Raw genomic sequence first — 18,929 nt, forward strand, 5'->3', positions numbered from 1 at the left:
CCTCCACAGATCAGGGGTGCGCAGGCGGGGGTGCACGTCAGGAACCGGTGGCCGGGGGACGGATCACGACGGCCCGGCCGCTGGGGAATCCGTCCGAGGTGTCGGTGTAGAAGATTCCCCCGCCGTCCGGAGCCGGCATGGTGAGCGACGTCGGATCGGGCAGGGCGTCAGCCGCCGGCGGGTCCTTGAAGGCCAGGTATGCGGAGCCGTCCTCGCCGAGCACCATCTCCCAGCTCAGGTGCAGGTCCGGACGCTCGTCCAGGGTGTAGTCGCGCGCTTCCACAACGAACTGGCGGTGCGGGGCCGTGCCGACGACAGCGGTCAGCAGGCTCGACTGGCTGTCCTTGGCCACAGTCCCACCGGGTCCGAACGTGAACCCGACCGAGGCGGGTATTCGGTTGGCGTCGAGCATCCACGCGTTGGTCGGATCGACGTGGACTCCGGTCCACCGCTGGCCGTAGAGGGGGAAGGCGAACGGCAGAGTGATGTCGTCCGACCGCCCAGCCAACGGTGTCACACCCGGGATCCACTGCGCCTGCTCCAACCCGCAGGAGTAGCCGTATCCGTCGAAGTAGGTGCTCAGCGAGACATCCAGGACGGCGTCTCCGTCGATGTACGCGGCAGGCTCCGTGGCAGCCTCACAGCCCCGGATAGTCTCGACGCCATACGTTCCCGCCTCGACGTCGTCGATGACGTAGTGGCCGTTCTCGTCCGACGTCGCCGATTCCTGACCCAGATGGACGACCGCGCCCTGCATCGGCACGCCGTCGCGCGTCACCGTCCCGGACAGCGAGCCGAACGGGATCGGCCACGGCTCGTCGGGGTAGGTGAAGGTCACGGTCGAGCCGGAGACGAGCACCGGATCCTGGAATGCGTACTGCAGACCATAGTTGCCACCCGGGCTGGTGATGCCGACCGCGGCAGCACCGCCCTTCGACGTGCCATCGGTCGCGCCGGTGTAGTTGAACGTCACGTCTCCGCGCGGCGAGAGCACTACTTCGAAGCCGAAGCGGGCAGAGGAGTTGAGAGCGCGTACGTTGCGCCACTCCACGATGAATCGCTGCTCGGCCCCGGTGCCGGTCGTCGTGGTCCAGACGGTGGCCTGGGAGTCGACGGTGAGGTCGTCCCAGAACGGGAAGACCGATGCGGGAGGTGCGTTCACGGAGTCAGGCAGACTCACCGACCTGAAGGAAGTAGACCCGCGCGGATTCTTGAAGCTGACGAAGCCGTTGGTGGACACCCAGGCCGTGTCGTAGGTCTTGCCGTAGTACGGCAGAGGAAACGGCAGGGCAATTGCCGCGCTGATCTTGTCGTCACCCTTGAGGCCCAGCTTTGTCGTGCCGGGCACGAAAGCGGTGTTCGACGCGATTCGGCAGGTGTACCCGTAGAGGTCCGACTCAGGTGCGAGCATCAGGTTGATGGTGCGGATCCGGTCGACGTCGACCTCGGTGGTGGCGATCTGTCCGGCGCAGCCGCTGCCGCCGTTCGTCGCGGTGACCTCATAGGTGCCCGCGCCGATGCCGGTGAAGCTGTAGTCCCCGGTCGAGTTCGTGGTCTGGCTGAGGTCACCCGGGGACAACCGCACGGTGATGCCGGCCAGCGCAGCTCCGGTGATCGCGTCGGTCACCCTGCCGTTGAGCGCGGGTGCCTCACGGAACTCCAATAGGGTGGAGGCGGCCGGCGACCTGTTGCCTGCTGTGTCGATGCCCTGCACGATCAGCATCAGAGTGTCGACAGTGGTCGATGTCACATTGACCGTCGCCAGGCCGCCAGCCGTCGGCAGGGTCACCGTGGTCACGGTGCCGGACACGCCGAGTTGGTATTGCACCTTCGTCACCGTCGTGTCGCCGCCGGCGCTCAGAACCATCGGAAGGGGCTGACCGGCGTACGCCGTGGTGCCGTTCGGCGTCGTCACGATTGGCGGGTTGGGCAGCCTGAGGAGGGTGAACTCGGACTCGGTGGCGAGCACCACCCGGCCGTACATCCGAACGTCGTCGATCGCTCCGGGGAAGTAGCTGGTCTGGGTCCCACCTAACCGTGCCCGCCCGACAGTCACCGGGCCGGTGGCGTCGAACGTCGTGGACGTCGCGGTTGCTGCCTGGAGCACACCGTCGACATAAAGCCGGAGCGCGTGGGTGGTGCCGTCGTAGGTGGCAAGCAACCTGGTCCAGACTCCGGCCGCCGCCGTCGAATCGGAAAGGATCGCAGCGATCGCAGGTCCGTCCACATCGCTGTCTGCGACGGCGAAACGCCATTTCCTGTCGATGATGCTGTAGCTGAGCACGAACGGTGACGTCCGGTTACCGTCTTGGGCGACGATCGCCCGTTCGCCGGCGCCGGCGGTGCTGTCCAGCCGGACCGTGGCCGCCACACTGAAGCTACGGTTGGAATGCAGGGTAGTTGGCCCGCCCGTCTGCGGGTCCCGGGTGGCCACCGATCCGATGGTCGCCGCATGCGCCCAAGGGGCCTGCAACAGCAGGGCACTGCCGTAGCCCCCGCGGCCGGGAGTCCAGGTGCCGCCATTGACGACCGTCAGGGTGTTGCCGTGCTCGGAGACGTCCGTGCCAGCCCGGTCGTCGAAGGTCCAGCGCGCATCCGGTCCCGAGCCCGCGCGTACGGTGAAGACGTAGACATACGGCGCGGTGGAGAAGTTGCCGGCCTTGTCGCGCGACCACACCCGCAGGTTGTACGCCTGGTCGACGACCGGGTTGATCGAGATCGTCGCGGTGTGGTCGGCGCTGGCGGTCACCTGGGTGGCGCTCGCCGCGCTGACACCCGGGTCGAGGGTGTAGGCGTATCCGGCGAAGTCGGTCGGCGTGCTCGTCGGTGGCCTCAGGGTGAAGGTGCCGGGCATACCGACACCACCGTGGGCCTGGCCGTCGTTGGGGTAGTCGGTCGAGGTGACCGCGCCGGGCGCTGCGGGCGACGTCACATCGACCTCGAACTCACAGGTCGACGAGTACTGCCCGTTGTCGATGCCGTCGTTGGCGATGGCCTGCACGACGTACACGCCGCCGTCGGCGAGCCGTCCGGACGGAACTGTCACGTTGGCGTACTGGCCCGCGACGATCGAGCCCTGCGCGACCGAGTCCGTGCTGTTGCGTGTGCCGCCGGTGAGCTTCCACCAGTGGAAGGTGCCCTTGAGCAGCCGGGACGTACCGTCGGGGTCGGTGAGTCGCGCCCTCAGGGCCGGGGCCATCGTCCGGATGTACGGCCGAGAGGCGCCAGTGAGACACGGACCACCCGCCACACTCAACGAGTCCGGCGCGTTCGGGTACGAGTTGTAGATGACGGTCAGCAGGGCGGTGCCGGCGTCGAACTTCTTCCAGTTGTTCACGTCCGACTCGCTCACCGCCCGAAGGCCGAGCGTCAGGGTGCTGGCCGTCCCCCCGGAGGCCGTCTGCAGCGCCTTGGTGACGCCCCACTCGGTGCGGCGGCGCACCCGGTCATGTGCGTGGCTGTTGGCCGTGGCCACCACCGCGCCCCAGCTGGCGGCGTTGTTCGACCAGGTGGTGCCGGAGTTGATGCCCCCGGTCACCCGCACCTGCGTGCCGTAGTCGGTGTTCGTCCAGGAGTACACGGTGTCCATCGACAGCTTGGCGTCCTGCACGTGCTTGTGCAGGAGACTGCCGATCCCGAAGGCGAACAAGGACCGGTAGATCATGCTCTTCGGTGTGTTGGTGTAACCCACCTTGGCGCACTGGATGGATCCGTACGGGTCGGGGCAGTCCTGCTTGTCGTAGCTCCAGTAGGGCTGGCTCGGGTAGGCGCTGTTGATCATCGTCCAGGCGGACTTGCCGAACGCCGGGTCGATGTAGACCGGGTACGTCGTCGCCTTGTCGCGGAGCATGGTGACATCCGGACGAACCACGAGTTCGTCGCCGGTGAGCTGAACTGGCATCGCCGCCTGCGCTGCGGCGGGGCCGGCCAGGCGTGAGCCCAGGTTCGGCCCGGCAGCGCGGTCTGTGGACTCCGAGGAGTCCCACATCGCCGGCGCGCCGGACCCAAACAGCGTGACGCCCGCGTTGTCGACCGCCGTCAGGTCGCCGGCCGGGCCCTGCCGAAGCCGCAGGCCCTTGCTGGTGGTGCCAAAACGCACGTTGGCCAGGGCAGGGTTGGCGGCGGCCTTGGCGTTCTTGACCACCAACAACTCGGAGTAGCCCTCAACCTCGGCCGTCAACACCAGGTCGACACCGGGAAGAACCTCCGGGTACGTGGCGCGGGCGCCGCTGAGCTTCGGTGTGGGAAGCGCGGTCGGCCAGTGCAGGCTCAACTCGGCGGAGCCCTTGCCGATGGTTGCGGCCGGCCCGGTGCCGCCCCCGGAGAACGAGATCCGTAGCGAGGTCGCGGCCGGGACGATCCTGCCGTCAGCGGCCAGGTGCAGTGCCGGGTCCGGCTTGACCCACTGGCCGGACCGGTCGCGTACGCGCTGGGCGGTGGCTGCGACGCGGGCGGTGAAGGAGCCGTTCGGGTTCGCGAACACCTGTAGCTTCTCGTCCCGCGCGGACGCCACCTCGACCTGGCCACGACATGAGGCGGCGGCTCGGGTTGCCGTCGCCTCATCGTTCGCCGAATCGGGACATCTCGGTGACGGTGCTGCCAGCGCGGCAACCGGTCCGTCGAGCACCACCACTGACATGGGCAACAGCAGAGCCACCAAGACCGCGAGCGACGACCGCCACGTTCTGGGAGCGCCGACCCTGACGCACGAAACACGATGCCCACGGCGGCCCATGGCTCCCCCAACACTCACAGCCCAGCTGACAGATCATGCTGACCAGCCGTTGCGCATCGGCCGCATGCCGCTCCGCACATCGCCCGCACATTGAAAAGTCTCGTTTCGTCGTGGCGCGGGCTTGTGAGTTGCCAGTGGGACACCTACGGTCGTGATCGAGTCACACGGGGGAGTCCGGTTGGAGATCAGATTTGCCCTCCTCGGCACGTTGGAGGCATCTGTTGACGGAGCAGCCCTGAGCCTTGACGCTGCGGCCATGCTCAGGGCGGTGCTTGCCGCGCTCCTCCTCGCCGGCGGGCAGCGCGTCAGCAACCGCAAACTCGTCCAGTCGCTCTGGGCAACGCCACCCCGCTCCGCGTTGTCGAACCTCCGCAGCTACCTCGCTCGGGTACGCGCCATCCTGGGTAACGCCGACCCCCGTCTGGCGGCACGGCTGGTCACCGTCTCCGACGGTGGCGGCTACCTCTTCACCCTTGGCCCCAAGGAGTTGGACGTCAACGTCTTCTCCGACCTCGCGCGACGCGGCCAGGCCCACCTCAGGGCCGGCGACCACGCACCCGCGGCAGCGCTACTGCACGACGCTCTCGCACTTTGGCGAGGCCCGGCGGGCGACAACATCACCGCTACCGGCACCATCACACAACAACTCGCCGACCTCGACGAACAGCGCATCATCGCCACCGAAGACTTCGTCGACGCACGCCTTGCGCTCGGGGCCACCAGCAGCCTCCTGCACGACATCCGCGCCCTCGTGCTCGACCAGCCCCTGCGCGACCGCCCCTGGGAACAACTCATGCGAGCGCTGTACCTCACCGGCGATCCGGCCGGAGCACTCGGCGCCTACCAGAAAGCTCGTAGGTCCTTCGGCGAAGCCCTGGGCATCGAGCCGTCGGGACGGCTCCAACAGCTACAGGTCGCGATCCTGCAACGCGACGACCTCGTCATCGCCCGGCACGCGTTCCGCTAGCCCTTTTCCAGGTATTCGGCGCGTTCCTCATCGACGAGTGCGGCGACCGAGGCGGCCAGCGCCGGGTTGCCGCTCAGGTCCGGGTCGTCCTCGATCAGGGTGATCGCCTCGGCGCGGGCGTCGCGGATCAGGTCGGCGTCGCGGCGCAGTGACAGCAGCCGCAGGTGGGACCGGTGCCCGGACTGGGTGGCGCCCAGCACGTCGCCCTCGCGACGCTGCTCCAGATCCAACTCGGCGAGCTTGAAGCCGTCGCTCGTGGACGCCACCGCGTCCAGCCGTTCCCGTGCCGACGAGCCCTCGGCCGCCTCGCTGACCAGCAGGCAGAGCCCGGCGGCGGCGCCCCGGCCGACCCGACCCCGCAACTGGTGCAGTTGGGAGACACCGAACCGGTCGGCGTCGAGCACGATCATCACTGTGGCGTTCGGCACGTCCACGCCGACCTCGATCACCGTGGTCGCCACCAGCACGTCCAGGTCGCCGGCGGCGAAGGAGCGCATCACGGCGTCCTTCTCGTCGGCCGGCAGGCGACCGTGCAGCACCCCGATCCGCAGCCCGTGCAGCGGCCCCTCGGCCAGCAGCGGAGCCACCTCGGTCACCGCCACCGGCGGCCGGCGACCGTTGTCGTCCTCGGGCGGCGGCTCCTCGTCGGACACCGGCCCGTCACCGATCCGCGGGCACACCACGTACGCCTGGTGGCCGGCGGCCACCTCCTCGCGCAGTCGACGCCAGGCCCGGTCCAGATAGGCCGGTTTCTCGGCGGCCGGCACCACGTGCGAGGCGATCGGCGACCGCCCCCGGGGCAGCTGGGAGAGGGTGGAGACCTCCAGGTCGCCGTAGACGGTCATCGCCACGGTGCGCGGGATCGGGGTGGCCGTCATCACCAGCACGTGCGGCGGCTGGTCGGCCTTGGCCCGCAGCGCGTCGCGTTGCTCCACGCCGAAGCGGTGCTGCTCGTCGACCACCACCAGGCCCAGGTCGGCGAAGTCGACCCCCTCGTAGAGCAGGGCGTGGGTGCCGAGCACGATGCCGGCGGCGCCGCTGGCCACCTCGCCGAGCGCCCGTCGGCGGGCCGCCGCCCCAAGTGAGCCGGTGACCAACTCGACCCGGGTGGCGTGCTCGGCGGAACCCAGCTCGCCGGCCCGCCCGAGCGGCCCGAGCAGGTCGAGCATGCCGCGGTGGTGCTGGGCGGCCAGCACCTCGGTGGGTGCCAGCAGCGCGGCCTGCCCGCCCGCGTCGACCACCTGGAGCATCGCCCGCAACGCCACCACCGTCTTGCCCGAGCCCACCTCACCCTGCAACAACCTGTGCATCGGGTGCGGGGTGGCGAGATCTGCGGCGATCTCCACGCCGACGTCGCGCTGACCGGCGGTCAGCTCGTACGGCAGACGGGCGTCGAACGCGTCCAGCAGCCCGCCGGGGCGCGCCGGGCGGGGCCGGGACGGCCAGTCCGCCGCCCGGTGTTTGCGCTGCACCAGTGTCAACTGGACGGCGAACGCCTCGTCCCACTTGAGCCGCCGCCGCGCCCGGTACAGGGCCTCCTTGCTGGACGGGCGGTGGATCTCCGTCAAGGCGGTGCCCAACCCGACCAGTTTGCGGCTGGCGCGCACCTCGCCCGGCAGCGGGTCGTCCGGTGGGGTGAACGTGTCCAGCACGACCCGCACACACCGCGCGATCACCCAGGTCGGCACGGCCGCGGCGGCCGGGTAGACGGGGATCAGCGCGCCGGCGAACTCCTCGATCTCGTCGCTGGCCGCCGCCTCGCCGTCACCACCCTCGCCGAGCAGGACGTACTCCGGGCCGTTGAGCTGCCGGTTGCCCCGGAACTCGGTGACCTTGCCGGCGAACAGCCCCCACCGGCCGGGGCGCAGCTCCCGCTCGCGCCACGCCTGGTTGCCGAAGAAGGTCAACGTCAGCAGCCCACCGGAACCGTCGCCGACCGTCACCTCCAGCAGGTTGCCCCGTCGCTGCCGCATCGGGCGCACGGCGGTGCGCTGCACCTGAGCCAGTACGGTGACCTGCTCGCCGACGTCCAGCGAGCGGATGTCGGTGTGCTCGCCACGCTCGTCGTAGCGACGCGGGAAGTGATAGACCAGGTCACCCGCTGTGTGCAGGTCGAGGTGCGCGGCCAGCGCCTTGGCTGTCTTGTCCCCGACCAGCTTCTTCAGCGGAGTGTCCACGGTGGCTGGTTCGCTCATTCGATCCCTACCAGGAGCGGATAAAACGGTTGGCCGCCCGGGTACGTGTGCACCTCGACGAACGGCCAGCGGCTCGCGACGTGCGCGCGGACGGCATCGGTGAGCCCGGCCGGAGCGTCGGCCCCGGCCAGCAGGGTGACCATCTCGCCCCCGCCGCCGAGCATCCGGTCGACAACCGCCGCGCAGGTGTCGGTGAGGTCGGTGCCGATCAGGTGCACCTCACCCTCGACAAGCGCCAGCACGTCGCCGGGACGGCATGGGCCGGCCACGGTCAGCGCCTCCCGGCTGGCATGGCAGACCTCGGCGTAACGGCAGGCCCCGGCGGCCTCGGCCATCGCGATCACGTCGTCCTCGAAACGGCGGTCGGCGTCGCGGACCGCGAGGGCTGCGAGGGCCTGCACGGGCGAGCGGGTCGGCACCACGCTCACCTTGATGCCGTGTCGATGCGCCTCGCGGGCTGCCGCGCTCGCCACCGCCTGCGTGTTGGGGTCGTTGGGCAGGATCACCACCCGGGCCGCGCCGGTGCCGCGGATCGCGTCCAGCAACTCACCCGTGGACGGGTTGCCCGGCACCACCGTCGCGCCCTCCGCGGCGAACAGCTCGGCGATGCCGCCGCCGGTGGCCACCACCACCGCGGCCCGGCCGTCCGACACCGGGCCGCGGGGCGGCTCCGGTTGGTCGGCGAAGCGGGTCACCGAGATCCGGTACGGACGGCCGGCGGCGACACCCGCCTCGACCGCCGCGCCCACGTCGTTGACGTGCACGTGCACGTTCCAGGTGCCCTCCGGCTCACGCCCGTCGCCGACGACGACGAGCGAATCCCCCAGTGCGGCGAGCGCCCGCCGCATCCCGGCCACCGCCTCGGCCCCCGCGTCGAGCAGGAACTGCACCTCGTACGCGTACTCGTCGGAACCGGTCTCCCGCGCGACGGTGGCCGCTGGCCGGGCGGAGCGCGGCGTCGGTGCGGGCCCGGCGGTGTCCTCCCCGGTCAGCACCTCGACCAGGGCGTCCAGCAGCACGCAGAGTCCCCGCCCACCCGCGTCGACGACGCCCGCGCGGGCCAGTGCCGGCAGCTGCTCCGGGGTCCGGGCGAGGGCCTCGGCCGCCGCCCGGGCCGCGACGCGGGCCACCGCCGGCAGGTCGTCGCTGTCGGCCCGGTCGGCCGCGGCGGCGGCCGCCGCGACCACTGTGAGCAGGGTGCCCTCGACCGGCTGGGCGACAGCGGTGTACGCGGCGGCGGCGGCCGAGCGCAGCGCGGCGGCCAACTCCCGGCCACGCACCGTCGGGGCCACGGCGAGCTCGTCGGCGAAACCCCGCAGGATCTGCGAGAGGATCACCCCGGAGTTGCCCCGTGCCCCGAGCAACGCGCCCTGGGCCATCAGCCGCAGCGCGTGCCCGTGTGCCGTCGGGCCGCTGTCGGGGAGGGTGTCCAGATCCATCGCGAGCGCCTGCTGGGCGGAGGTGAGGGTGAGCACCAGGTTGGTGCCGGTGTCACCGTCGGGCACCGGATACACGTTGAGCCTGTCGATCTCACCCTGGTGACGTTTCAGCGCGGCCAGCCCACCCGCGCACCAACGGCGCACCGCGGCGGCGTCGAGGGTGTCCAGCACGGCCAGAAGCCTACTGGCGCGCACCGACACGCGTCGGACTCGTCCGGCGTGTCCGGTTGCCCCGCACCCGGCCGGGGCGCTCCCCTGGCCCGGGCGGACGGGATTCGCCCGGCAGGTACAGTTGCCGCCGGAACCACCGCCGTCACCCGGCGGGCCGGCCGCCACCCACGTGCTGAGGGCGGCTGATCACCGGGCCAGGGCGGTTGGTCACCTCGGCGGGGCATCGGGTAGGCTGACGCGGTTGCCCGTGCAGCACCTCTGCCGGCAACCTCATGAACGTTTCAATCCCAGGAGTATCCCGTGGCTAGCGTGTGCGACGTCTGTGGCAAGGGGCCGGGCTTCGGCCACAACGTGCCCTGGTCCAAGAAGAAGACCAACCGCCGCTGGAACCCGAACATCCAGTCGGTGCGCACCCCGGCCGGTGGCGGCAACACCAAGAAGCTGCAGGTCTGCACCTCGTGCATCAAGGCCGGCAAGGTCACCCGCGCCTGACGCGGCGGCACCACAAAAACTTCTCGTTCGGCTCAGCCGGCGGACCCTGAGGTCCGCCGGCTCTGTCGTGCGCCCGCCGAACGCCGCAGGTCAGAGCGTGCGGCCGAAGGAGATGCAGCCCTCCGCGTCCTTGTAGAAGCCGAAGTTCGGGATCCGCTCGTAACCGGCGGAGCCGTACATGGCGATCGCCTCGGGCTGCTTGTCACCGCACTCCAGCACCACCCGCTTGCGGCCCTGCTCACGGGCCGAGCGTTCGATGGCCGCCAGCACGGTGCGGGCCACACCCCGCCCCCGCGCCGCCGGGGCCGTGTACATCCGCTTCAGCTCCGCGGTGTCCGCGCCGTGGCTGCGCCAGCCACCGCAGCCGACCGGCTCGCCGGCCAGATAGGCGACGAGGAACGCGCCAGCGGGCGGCTCGAACTCGGTCGCGTCGACCGGGGTTTCGTCACCGGAGCCGCCGTAGCGGACACCGAGGTCGGCCAGTGCGGCATGGATCAACTGCTGCGCCACCGGTGCGTCGAACCGCACGGCCCGGATCTCAATCTCACTCACGGTATCCAGAATACGACCGGCGCCGGGCCTCACCGGAAGTGGTCCCAGCCGGCCGGGCCGTCGTGGGGCACGCCGTCGACGGTCACCCCGACACCGTCCGTGACCACTCCGATCGGCCGCCAGTCCGGCGGCAACACCACCCCCGGCGGGAAGGTCGCGACCAGGGCGTGGTCGTCGCCGCCGGCGAGGATCCAGGTGTACGGGTCGACGCCGAGCGCCCGCGCCGCGTCGGCCATCTGCCGGGGCACCTCGAACGCGGCGCGGCGCACGTCTATCGCGACCCCGCTGGCCGCCGCCACGTGCCCGAGGTCGGCGAGCAGCCCGTCCGACACGTCGATCATCGACGTGGCGCCGAGCCGGGCGGCCAGCGGCCCGGCCGGGTAGGGAACCTGCGGCCGCCGGTACGCCTCGACCAGCAGCCGGGGGGTGCGGAAACCCCGGGTGAGCACCGTCAGCCCGGCTGCCGCGTACCCGATGCGCCCGGCCAGGGCGAGCACGTCCCCCGGGCGGGCACCCGAGCGCAGCACGGGCGGGCGGCCCTGTAGGTCGCCCAGCGCGGTGACCGCGACGGTCAGGGTGGGGCTGGCCGACATGTCGCCGCCGACGACGCTCGCGCCGACGGTGGCCGCCTCGGCGGAGAGCCCGTCGGCCAACTCCTCCGCCCAGCCGGTCTCCAGGTCCGCGGGCATGCAGAGGGCAACCAGCAGGGCGGTCGGTGTGGCGCCCATCGCCGCGATGTCGGCCAGGTTGGCCGCCGCCGCCCGGTGTCCGACGTCCCGGGCGGAGGACCAGTCCCGCCGGAAGTGCCGCCCGTCGACAAGCACGTCGGTGGAGGCCGCCACCCGTCCGTCCGGCGCGGCCACCACCGCCGCGTCGTCGCCGGGGCCGAGCAGGGTCGTCGGTCCGTACGTCAGTCGCGCGGTGATCCTTCCGATCAGCCCGAACTCCCCGATCCCGGACACGCTGGCGCCGCCGCCGGCGTTCCGCCCGTGCTGCCCGGCTCCGCCGTGCTCGCTCACCGCTGCTCCTTGACCACCGATAGGGATCGGACCTGGTCCGTAAGGTAGTTTCACCGTTCGGGCCGCTCCTGAGCGGCGACGGACGGAGGTCTACTCGTGGTACAGGCGTACATCCTCATCCAGACCGAGGTCGGCCGCGCACGCGACGTGGCGGGTCTCATCGCGGACCTCGCCGGTGTGGTGCGCGTCGACGCCGTCACCGGGCCGTACGACGTGGTCGTCCTCACCGAGGCGAACACCGTCGACGAACTCGGCAAACTCATTGTCAGCAAGGTGCAGATGGTGCCCGGCATCACGCGCACCCTCACGTGTTCGGTGGTGCGGCTGTAGGTGGACGAGATGACGAGCTCCTCCGCTGCGGTGGACGACGACGGCCCACGCGACACGTCCGACGGGACACGCGAGCCGGCTGACGGTATCGGCGAGTCGGCCGACCCGGCCGCCGCCGCGCCGGTCGGCCGGGATCGGAGCAATCGTGGCGCCGCTCTGGTGGCCACGTTGATCGCGGTGCCGATCACGCTGCTGGTGGCCGTGCTGGCCGTCACCAAGCTCGCCCCGGAGACGCCGGCCGCCGCGCCGTCCCCGTCCACCGCCCGGGTGCAGTCCACCGCCCCGGTGGAGATGGCCGCCCCGGCACTGGCCGCCCGCCCGGCCGTGGTCTGCCGGGCCCTGCTCTCCCAGTTGCCGACGACCATCCGCGACCTGGCCCAGCGGCCGGTCACCGCCGGCCCGGAGCAGAACGCCGCGTACGGCGACCCCGCGCTCACCGTGGCCTGCGGCGGCACCGAGCCGACGTTCCCCGCCACCGACGAGGTCTGGACGGTCAACCGGGTCTGCTGGCACCTGGCCGAGCAGGCCGACGCGGCAGTCCTTTCCACTGTCGACCGGGAGACGCTTATCACCGTGCGGGTCCCGCGCTCGTACGAGCAGCCGTTGCAGTGGGTGTCACCGATCTCCAGCACGATCGTGGCGAGCGTGCCCTCCGGCGGCGCCATCCCGTCCGGCTGCCAGCGCTGAGCTGACCCCGCCCGCGCCGGCTGACCTGCGCGGGCGGGGCCGGGCGGCTCAGTGCAGGCCGACGCCGCGCCGTTGGGCGGTACGGATCAGCCGGTTGACAAGCTTTGGATACTCCAGGCCGGAGGCCGCCCACATCCGCGGGAACATCGACGTCGGGGTGAACCCGGGCATCGTGTTGATCTCGTTGAGGTAGACGTCCAGCTCGGGTGTGACGAAGAAGTCGGCGCGGGCCAGGCCGGCGCAGTCCAGCGCGGTGAACGCGCGGACCGCGTACTCCTGCACCTGGCGGGTCACCCGCTCCGGCAGGTTGGCCGGAACGTCGTACTCGCAGGAGTCGTCGAGGTACTTCGCCTCGAAGTCGTAGAAGTCGTGGTCGGTGACGACCCGCACCTCGGCCAGGACGGACGCCTCTGGCACACCGCCGGCCTCGCCCTCCAACACGCCGCACTCGACCTCGCGGCCGACGATCGCGGCCTCGATGATGACCTTCGGGTCGAACTGCCGGGCGGCGGCGACGGCAGTGTCGAGGTCGGCCCAGTCGGTGACCTTGCTGACCCCGAACGACGACCCGGCCCGGGACGGCTTGACGAAGACCGGCAGACCGAGCCGTTCCTTGTCCTGCTCGGCGAGCGTCATCCCGTTGCGCAGCACGGCGTACGTGCCGACCGGGATGCCCTCGACGGCGCAGAGCTTCTTGGTGAACTCCTTGTCCATCGCGGCCGCGGAGGCGAAGACGTTCGCCCCGACGTAGGGGATGCCGGCCATCTCCAGCATGCCCTGGATGGTGCCGTCCTCGCCGTACGCGCCGTGCAGCACCGGGAACACCACGTCGACGTCGGCCAGCACCCGGGGGCCCTCGGTCGGGTCGAGCACCATGAGCCCGTTGCCGGTGGGGTCGGCGCGCAGCACGACGTCGTCGCCGGAGTCGGCGGTGATCTCCGGCAGCTGACGGGCGTTGATCGCGAGCTGGGCGGGGTCTCCGCTGGTCAGGACCCACTGGCCAGCCCGGGTGATGCCGACGGGCACCACCTCGAACTCGTCCGGGTCGAGCGCGCCGAACACGCTCCCGGCGCTGACGCAGGAGATGCCGTGCTCCGGGCTGCGGCCGCCGAAGACGATCGCCACGCGGGTCTTGCCTGGGGTGGTCACTCCGGTCACCTCTTCGTACGCGACTGCGGCTGGTCGTGCTCGCCGGTGGCGCTCACCCGGTTGACCTTACTGTGCGTGGCGATAGGGCGAGGCGATACCCGGCGAGCCGCAGCGCGACACGGCAATCGGCAGCCATGGGATATACGGTGCGTAACGGCACTATTGCCGTACGACAGATCGGTCACCGCGCCCACTCAGTCGCGGGAGTGCCGGCGGCCGACCGCGATCACCTTCACGCGCTGCCGGCCGGCGCGCACCATGCCCAGCGCCATGAACGCTCCGGCGATCCGGTCGGCGGCCTCCCGGCTGCTGGCGCCGACCACCTGCCGTCGGCGCTCCGGCGCGGTCCGCTCGTCGCGGTCGATGCCCTCGACCGAGCGCACATCGGTGAGCACCACCAGGAAGCGGGTCATCGAGGACCGACCAGCTGCACGGTGGAGGGCTCCGGAACGGTACGCACGTCGTCGTCTCCTTCCGGCGGGCCGGGATGGCGCGGCACGCGACGATCGGGCACGGGGGAGAAACCCGATCGCCGCGCGCCCCATCCCTCCGGTCGCTCACCACCACCGTCGCCACGACAACCGGCGGTGAGGACGCGCTAACAGATTGACACGTGGACAGCCATGAATGCAACTCTCATCGACTCTCTCCCATGCAGACGTTCTCACGAATGTATGCGACCATCGATGCATGGCCCCGAAGACAGCCCGTGCCCGCCGGCTCGGCATCGCCCTACGCCACCACCGGGAAGCCGCCGGCCTGACGCTGGAGACCGCGGCGGATGAGATCAACAGCACCCGCAGCACCCTCTCCCGGTACGAGAACGCCCAGTCCCTGATCACCCCGGCCACCGTGCGCGCGCTGCTCACCTCGTACGGGGTCGGTGCCGAGGAGGTGGCCGCCGCGGTGCAACTCGCCAAGGACGCCCGCAAGCCAGGCTGGTGGGTCTCGTACTCCTACCTGCTCGATCCGCGCACCATCGACTTCATCGCGCTGGAGGCGGAGGCGACCGCCATCGCCAACTTCGAGCCCTCGGTGGTGCCCGGCCTGCTCCAGACCGCCGACTACATCCGTGGCGTGATGCGCGGTGGCCCGCACACCCTCGGCGACGACCTGGTGGAGCAGCGGGTCAAGGTCCGACTCGATCGACAACAGCGGCTCACCGGCGACGACCCGCCCATCCTCGACGCGATCATCGACGAGGGCGCGCTGCTACGCCCGGTCGGCGACCAGTCGGTGATGGACGGCCAACTGCGGCACCTGGTCAAGATGGCCGAGTTGCCGAACATCACCGTTCAGGTGATCCCGCTCTCCGCCGGCTACCACCGGGGCACCCGAGGCTCGCTGCACATCCTCGAGTTCGCCGATCCGGAGGATCCGATCATCGCCTCGGTGGAGACCGTCGCGGGCCAGATGATCCTCGACCGAGCCGGCGAGACGCGGACCTGCACCAAGATCATGGAGCATCTGCGCAGCGTGGCGCTCAGCCCGGCCGACAGCCGCGGGATGCTCCTGACAGCCCTGAAGGGACGGTAAGACCGATGACACCGACGATCACAGCGGCCATGTCCGCGGCGGCGTGGCGCAAGAGCAGCCGCAGCGGCGACGAGGGCGCCTGCGTGGAGGTGGCCGCGATCCCGCGGCTGGTGGCCGTCCGCGACTCCAAGGACCCGGCCGGCCCGGCACTGCTGTTCCCGCCGGCCGCCTGGGCCGCCTTCGCCCAGGCACCACCCCTGCGGTGACCGGGAGGCGGCAACGCCGACCCGACCGGCCGTAGAACCAACCCGCCGCCCCGACCGCCGCCCCGCTGACCACCGGGCGCGGCGGCCGGGGCGGGCTTGGGATCAGGCGACGAGCGGACGGGGCTCCGGGACGGCACGCAACGCCTCCAAGGCGGCGATCGCCACGCCCCGGGCGCCTGCCATGTCCCGGTCCGGCACCAACGCGAAGGTGGCCACCGCCGCCTGTTCCTCCCGAAGCACTGTGTGCTCGCGGACCGTCGCCAGGAACCAGTCGCGGAACTCCGGCGCCGCCTCCACCACCCCACCACCGACGAAGTACGCGTGCGGGTCGGTGAAGTTCGCCGCGACGGTGAACAGCCGGCCCAGCGCCATCGCCTGCTGGGTGAAGAGGTCCCGCGCGAGGGCGTCCCCGCGCTCGCCGTACGCCCGGACCATCTTCGCGGCCCGGGCCACCGGCTCGGCGGCGAGCGGGTGGCCGGGATAGCGGGTCAGCCAGTACGGCAGCAGATTGCGTTCGATGCCGGTCAGCGAGGCGACGCTCTCCACGTCTCCGGTGAAGCCGCAGGCGCAGCTGGGCTCCCCCTGCCCCGGGCCGAGCAGCCCACCCAGCGGGATGTGCACGTGCCCGAGCTCCCCGGCCATGCCGGCGGCACCAGCGATCACCCGGCCGCTCTCGACCACACCGCCGCCGAGCCCGGTGCCGACGATCGCGGAGACCGACGATCGGCTCATCGCGTCGTCGCCGAAGTGCACGTGGTGGGCGTAGAGCGCGGCGGCGTTGCCGTCGTTGTGGTAGATCACCGGCAGGCCGAGCCGTCGCTCCAACGCGCCCCGCACGTCGAAGCCCCGCCAGGCCGGCTGGGAGAAGTTGGTGGAACCCCGCGACGAGATGACGCCGTCGGCACTCGCCGGGCCGGGAGTGTCCAGCCCCACCGCCCGGACCAGCTCACGCGGCACGCCGGTCTGCGCCAGGGCACCATCCAGGGCCCGGGCCAGCGCCTCGATCGCCGTCTCCGGCCCGGACCGCACCTCGCTGGGGATCTCCAACAGCCCGTCCACCAGGAAACGGCCGTCCACCGTCAGCACTGTGGCGTTGTTGCTGGTGCCGCCGTTGTCCAGGCCGACGACCACCGGCACCCCTGCGCTGCCCACCGAAAACCGCCTCCCGCCCGTAAGAGTGTGAGCCGAGGCTAGTGCCAACCCCTCTCCCCCGCCACGCCCGGCCGCCCGCCGGGTGGCAGAGGTGCCAGCAAGCGTCACCGCACGTCCCGTTTGAGCAGAAGGTCCGGTCTCGCGCACGACGCGGTCAGCTCGAAGGCGCCGCGCCGCCGCCGGGTCTCCTCCCCTGCCCCCGGCCGTCCCCTCTTACCGCCCTTTGCTCTGCACCCGCCCATGCGTCAGTTACGGACCGTTCGTGGTGCATGGGCGGGTGCAGAGCAAAGGGGGCGCACGACGGTCCCGGCCGACCCTGCCCTCCACCAAGCCGACCCTGCCCTCCACCAAGGCGCGGGCTGACTCGGCGTCATCCGCGACGCGGGCTCAGTCGGGGCGTCGGGCGGTCACCGCGGTGCCGTCCAGCTCCTCGTCCTGCCGCACATCCGGCACCAGCCCAGCCGCCTCGAACGCGGCGCAGAGCGCGTCCACCTGGGTGCTGCCGGCTTCGACGACCAGGTGCCCACCGGGGGCCAGCCAGTCGGCCGCTCCGACACCCACCCGGCGCAGCACGGCCAGCCCGTCCGGGCCGCCGTCGAGTGCCACCGGGGCCTCGTGCAGCCGCGCCTCCGGCGGCATCAGCGCCACCGCGTCGGTCGGCACGTACGGGGCGTTGGCCACCACCAGGTCCAGCCGACCCCGCCAGCCCGCCGGCAGGGGTGCGAACAGGTCACCCTCGAACACCTCGGCGGCCAGCCCGGCGAGGTTGCGACGGGCGCACGCCACGGCCGCCGGGTCGATGTCGGCGGCGGCCAGCCAGCGCGGAGCGAGCCGGTGCGCCAGCGCGACGGTGGTGCCCCCGGAGCCGCAGCAGAGGTCGACGACGGCCGGAGCCGGGCCGGTCACCTCGGCCGCCAGCTCGACCAGCAGGGCGGTCCGGGCGCGCGGCACGAAGACGCCCGGGTCGACGGCGATCCTCCGGTCGCAGAACTCCGCCCAGCCGAGCAGGTACTCCAACGGTTCGCCGGCCACCCGACGGTCGGTCAGGTCGGCCAGTACCGCAGGGGTGTCCGCGGCAGCCAGCAGCAGCTCTGCCTCGTCCTCGGCGTAGACGCAGCCGGCGGCGCGCAGCCGGCGTACCAGGGAAAGCCGGTCGATGGATGCCACCGGTCCCCTCAGACCTGCCCGGCCGCGTCCAGGGCGGCGGCGATGTCGGCCACCAGGTCGGGGGTGTCCTCCACACCGCAGGACAGCCGGACGAAGCCGGGGGCGGTGTCGTCACCCCACTGCGCCCGCCGGTCCGCCGTGGTGTGCAGGCCACCGAAGGAGGTGGCCGCCGCCACCAGTCGGGCGGCCTCCACGAACCGGCCCACCCGGTCGGCGTCACCCAGGTCGAAGGAGAGCACCCCGGGCATCCGGCGCATCTGCGCCGAGGCCACCGGGTACGCCGGGTCGCCCGGCCGCCCCGGCCAACGCAGGCCTGCCACGTCCGGCCGGCCGGCGAGCAGTTCGACGACGGCGGCGGCGTTCGCGCTCTGTCGGGCCAGACGCAGGTCGAGGGTCGCCAGCGACCGGTGCGCCAGCCAGGCGTCGAACGCGCCAGGGACCGAACCGGTGCCGGTACGCCACAGCGTGACCGCCTCGATCAGCTCGGTGGACCGGCTGGCCAGGTAGCCCAGCAACAGGTCGGAGTGGCCGGTGAGTGCCTTGGTGCCGGAGGCGACCACCAGGTCGGCACCGAGGTCCAGCGGGCGCTGACCGAGCGGGGTGGCGGTGGTGTTGTCCACCGCGAGCAGCGCACCGGCGGCGTGGGCCCGCTCGGCCAAGGCGGCGACGTCGACCACGTCCAGACCCGGGTTGGCCGGGGTCTCCACAAGCACCAGCCGGACACCCTCGAAGGACGGGTACGGCCCCACGGTCGGCACGAAGAGCACGCGTACGCCGATCGTCTCCAGCACAGCGGTGGCGAACGCCCGGACCGGGAAGTAGCCGTCGGCGGGCAGCACCACCGTGTCGCCCGGGCGCAGCAGGGTGAGCAGCGTCCCGGTGATGGCCGCCTGACCGCTGGCGAAGACCCGACAGTCCCCACCCTCCAACTCGCCCACAGCCGCCTCCAGCAACCGTCGGGTCGGGTTGTCCGGGCGACCGTAGCCGTTCGGCGACGTGCCCTGGCCCTGCCACGGGTCGAGGTGGTACGGCGCGGCGAAGACCGGCCCGGGCAGGAACGGGTCCCCCGGTGCCGGCTCGGGCAGGCCGGCGCGTACGCAGCGGGTGCCGTCACCCAGTTCGCTCATCGGGT

The 18,929-nt window shown here is 71.7% G+C and carries 16 protein-coding genes; 6 read left to right on the forward strand and 10 right to left on the reverse strand.

Going from position 1 to position 18,929, the window contains the following annotated elements:
• Nucleotides 1-37: 37 nt before the first annotated feature.
• Complete coding sequence (locus tag AB0A95_RS02705; protein ID WP_357553831.1) at nucleotides 38-4,639, reverse strand: LamG-like jellyroll fold domain-containing protein; 4,602 nt, start codon at nucleotides 4,637-4,639, stop codon at nucleotides 38-40.
• A 352-nt stretch (nucleotides 4,640-4,991) separates the two neighbouring features.
• Between AB0A95_RS02705 and AB0A95_RS02710 the strand changes: the two genes are divergently transcribed.
• The gene (locus AB0A95_RS02710; protein WP_357553832.1) at nucleotides 4,992-5,702 is read left to right on the forward strand and encodes an AfsR/SARP family transcriptional regulator; all 711 of its coding nucleotides are present in this window, start codon (nucleotides 4,992-4,994) and stop codon (nucleotides 5,700-5,702) included.
• Here the strand turns inward: AB0A95_RS02710 and recG are convergent.
• Complete coding sequence (gene recG, locus AB0A95_RS02715) at nucleotides 5,699-7,897, reverse strand: ATP-dependent DNA helicase RecG (protein ID WP_357553833.1); 2,199 nt, start codon at nucleotides 7,895-7,897, stop codon at nucleotides 5,699-5,701. The genes AB0A95_RS02710 and recG overlap by 4 nt on opposite strands.
• Nucleotides 7,894-9,507, reverse strand: a complete 1,614-nt coding sequence (locus tag AB0A95_RS02720; RefSeq protein WP_357553834.1) for a DAK2 domain-containing protein — start codon at nucleotides 9,505-9,507, stop codon at nucleotides 7,894-7,896. Before AB0A95_RS02720 ends, recG begins: the two co-directional genes overlap by 4 nt.
• A 300-nt stretch (nucleotides 9,508-9,807) precedes the next feature.
• Between AB0A95_RS02720 and rpmB the strand changes: the two genes are divergently transcribed.
• Nucleotides 9,808-9,999 carry a 50S ribosomal protein L28 gene (rpmB, locus tag AB0A95_RS02725; protein WP_091671657.1) on the forward strand — a complete coding sequence of 64 codons (192 nt, stop codon included), beginning with the start codon at nucleotides 9,808-9,810 and terminating at the stop codon, nucleotides 9,997-9,999.
• Nucleotides 10,000-10,089: 90 nt separating this feature from the next.
• Here rpmB and AB0A95_RS02730 read toward each other — a convergent pair whose 3' ends face one another.
• Nucleotides 10,090-10,551 (reverse strand): GNAT family N-acetyltransferase, encoded by a 462-nt coding sequence (locus AB0A95_RS02730; RefSeq protein ID WP_357553835.1) that lies wholly within the window; start codon nucleotides 10,549-10,551, stop codon nucleotides 10,090-10,092.
• A 29-nt stretch (nucleotides 10,552-10,580) separates the two neighbouring features.
• On the reverse strand, nucleotides 10,581-11,570 hold the full coding sequence (locus tag AB0A95_RS02735) for a thiamine-phosphate kinase (protein ID WP_357553836.1): 990 nt from the start codon (nucleotides 11,568-11,570) through the stop codon (nucleotides 10,581-10,583).
• Between the two features lie 96 nt (nucleotides 11,571-11,666).
• Here AB0A95_RS02735 and AB0A95_RS02740 point away from each other — a divergent pair, with 96 nt between their 5' ends.
• The gene (locus AB0A95_RS02740) at nucleotides 11,667-11,900 is read left to right on the forward strand and encodes an Lrp/AsnC ligand binding domain-containing protein (protein ID WP_013284547.1); all 234 of its coding nucleotides are present in this window, start codon (nucleotides 11,667-11,669) and stop codon (nucleotides 11,898-11,900) included.
• Nucleotides 11,901-12,587 carry a DUF3515 family protein gene (locus AB0A95_RS02745; RefSeq protein WP_357553837.1) on the forward strand — a complete coding sequence of 229 codons (687 nt, stop codon included), beginning with the start codon at nucleotides 11,901-11,903 and terminating at the stop codon, nucleotides 12,585-12,587.
• A 48-nt stretch (nucleotides 12,588-12,635) separates the two neighbouring features.
• Here AB0A95_RS02745 and AB0A95_RS02750 read toward each other — a convergent pair whose 3' ends face one another.
• Together AB0A95_RS02750 and AB0A95_RS02755 are read right to left on the reverse strand one after the other, a co-directional pair.
• Nucleotides 12,636-13,736 carry a D-alanine--D-alanine ligase family protein gene (locus AB0A95_RS02750; protein ID WP_357553838.1) on the reverse strand — a complete coding sequence of 367 codons (1,101 nt, stop codon included), beginning with the start codon at nucleotides 13,734-13,736 and terminating at the stop codon, nucleotides 12,636-12,638.
• Between the two features lie 194 nt (nucleotides 13,737-13,930).
• Nucleotides 13,931-14,149, reverse strand: coding sequence for a hypothetical protein (locus tag AB0A95_RS02755; protein ID WP_357553839.1), 219 nt, complete (start codon nucleotides 14,147-14,149; stop codon nucleotides 13,931-13,933).
• Between the two features lie 277 nt (nucleotides 14,150-14,426).
• Here AB0A95_RS02755 and AB0A95_RS02760 point away from each other — a divergent pair, with 277 nt between their 5' ends.
• Both AB0A95_RS02760 and AB0A95_RS02765 read left to right on the forward strand, forming a co-directional pair.
• Nucleotides 14,427-15,272: a helix-turn-helix transcriptional regulator gene (locus tag AB0A95_RS02760; RefSeq protein WP_355032174.1), complete on the forward strand. Its 846-nt coding sequence runs from the start codon at nucleotides 14,427-14,429 to the stop codon at nucleotides 15,270-15,272.
• 5 nt (nucleotides 15,273-15,277) lie between these two features.
• Nucleotides 15,278-15,478 (forward strand): DUF397 domain-containing protein, encoded by a 201-nt coding sequence (locus AB0A95_RS02765; protein WP_357077728.1) that lies wholly within the window; start codon nucleotides 15,278-15,280, stop codon nucleotides 15,476-15,478.
• 102 nt (nucleotides 15,479-15,580) lie between these two features.
• Here the strand turns inward: AB0A95_RS02765 and AB0A95_RS02770 are convergent, their stop codons facing one another.
• From AB0A95_RS02770 to AB0A95_RS02780, 3 genes are all read right to left on the reverse strand, one after another.
• Complete coding sequence (locus AB0A95_RS02770) at nucleotides 15,581-16,630, reverse strand: ROK family protein (protein WP_357553840.1); 1,050 nt, start codon at nucleotides 16,628-16,630, stop codon at nucleotides 15,581-15,583.
• A gap of 387 nt (nucleotides 16,631-17,017) precedes the next feature.
• Nucleotides 17,018-17,797: a putative protein N(5)-glutamine methyltransferase gene (locus AB0A95_RS02775; protein WP_357553841.1), complete on the reverse strand. Its 780-nt coding sequence runs from the start codon at nucleotides 17,795-17,797 to the stop codon at nucleotides 17,018-17,020.
• A gap of 8 nt (nucleotides 17,798-17,805) precedes the next feature.
• Nucleotides 17,806-18,924, reverse strand: a complete 1,119-nt coding sequence (locus AB0A95_RS02780) for a cystathionine gamma-lyase (RefSeq protein WP_357553842.1) — start codon at nucleotides 18,922-18,924, stop codon at nucleotides 17,806-17,808.
• Between the last annotated feature and the right edge of the window lie 5 nt (nucleotides 18,925-18,929).

It is taken from the genome of Micromonospora sp. NPDC049230 (assembly GCF_040647875.1).
Lineage (GTDB): Bacteria > Actinomycetota > Actinomycetes > Mycobacteriales > Micromonosporaceae > Micromonospora.

Bases quoted from the DNA above. Each gene is read 5' to 3' on its own strand.
- AB0A95_RS02780 (WP_357553842.1), bottom strand. From the start codon at position 18,924: ATGAGCGAACTGGGTGACGGCACCCGCTGCGTACGCGCCGGCCTGCCC.
- recG (WP_357553833.1), bottom strand. From the start codon at position 7,897: ATGAGCGAACCAGCCACCGTGGACACTCCGCTGAAGAAGCTGGTCGGG.
- AB0A95_RS02765 (WP_357077728.1), top strand. From the start codon at position 15,278: ATGACACCGACGATCACAGCGGCCATGTCCGCGGCGGCGTGGCGCAAG.
- AB0A95_RS02755 (WP_357553839.1), bottom strand. From the start codon at position 14,149: ATGACCCGCTTCCTGGTGGTGCTCACCGATGTGCGCTCGGTCGAGGGC.
- AB0A95_RS02760 (WP_355032174.1), top strand. From the start codon at position 14,427: ATGGCCCCGAAGACAGCCCGTGCCCGCCGGCTCGGCATCGCCCTACGC.
- AB0A95_RS02705 (WP_357553831.1), bottom strand. From the start codon at position 4,639: ATGTCAGTGGTGGTGCTCGACGGACCGGTTGCCGCGCTGGCAGCACCG.
- AB0A95_RS02710 (WP_357553832.1), top strand. From the start codon at position 4,992: ATGCTCAGGGCGGTGCTTGCCGCGCTCCTCCTCGCCGGCGGGCAGCGC.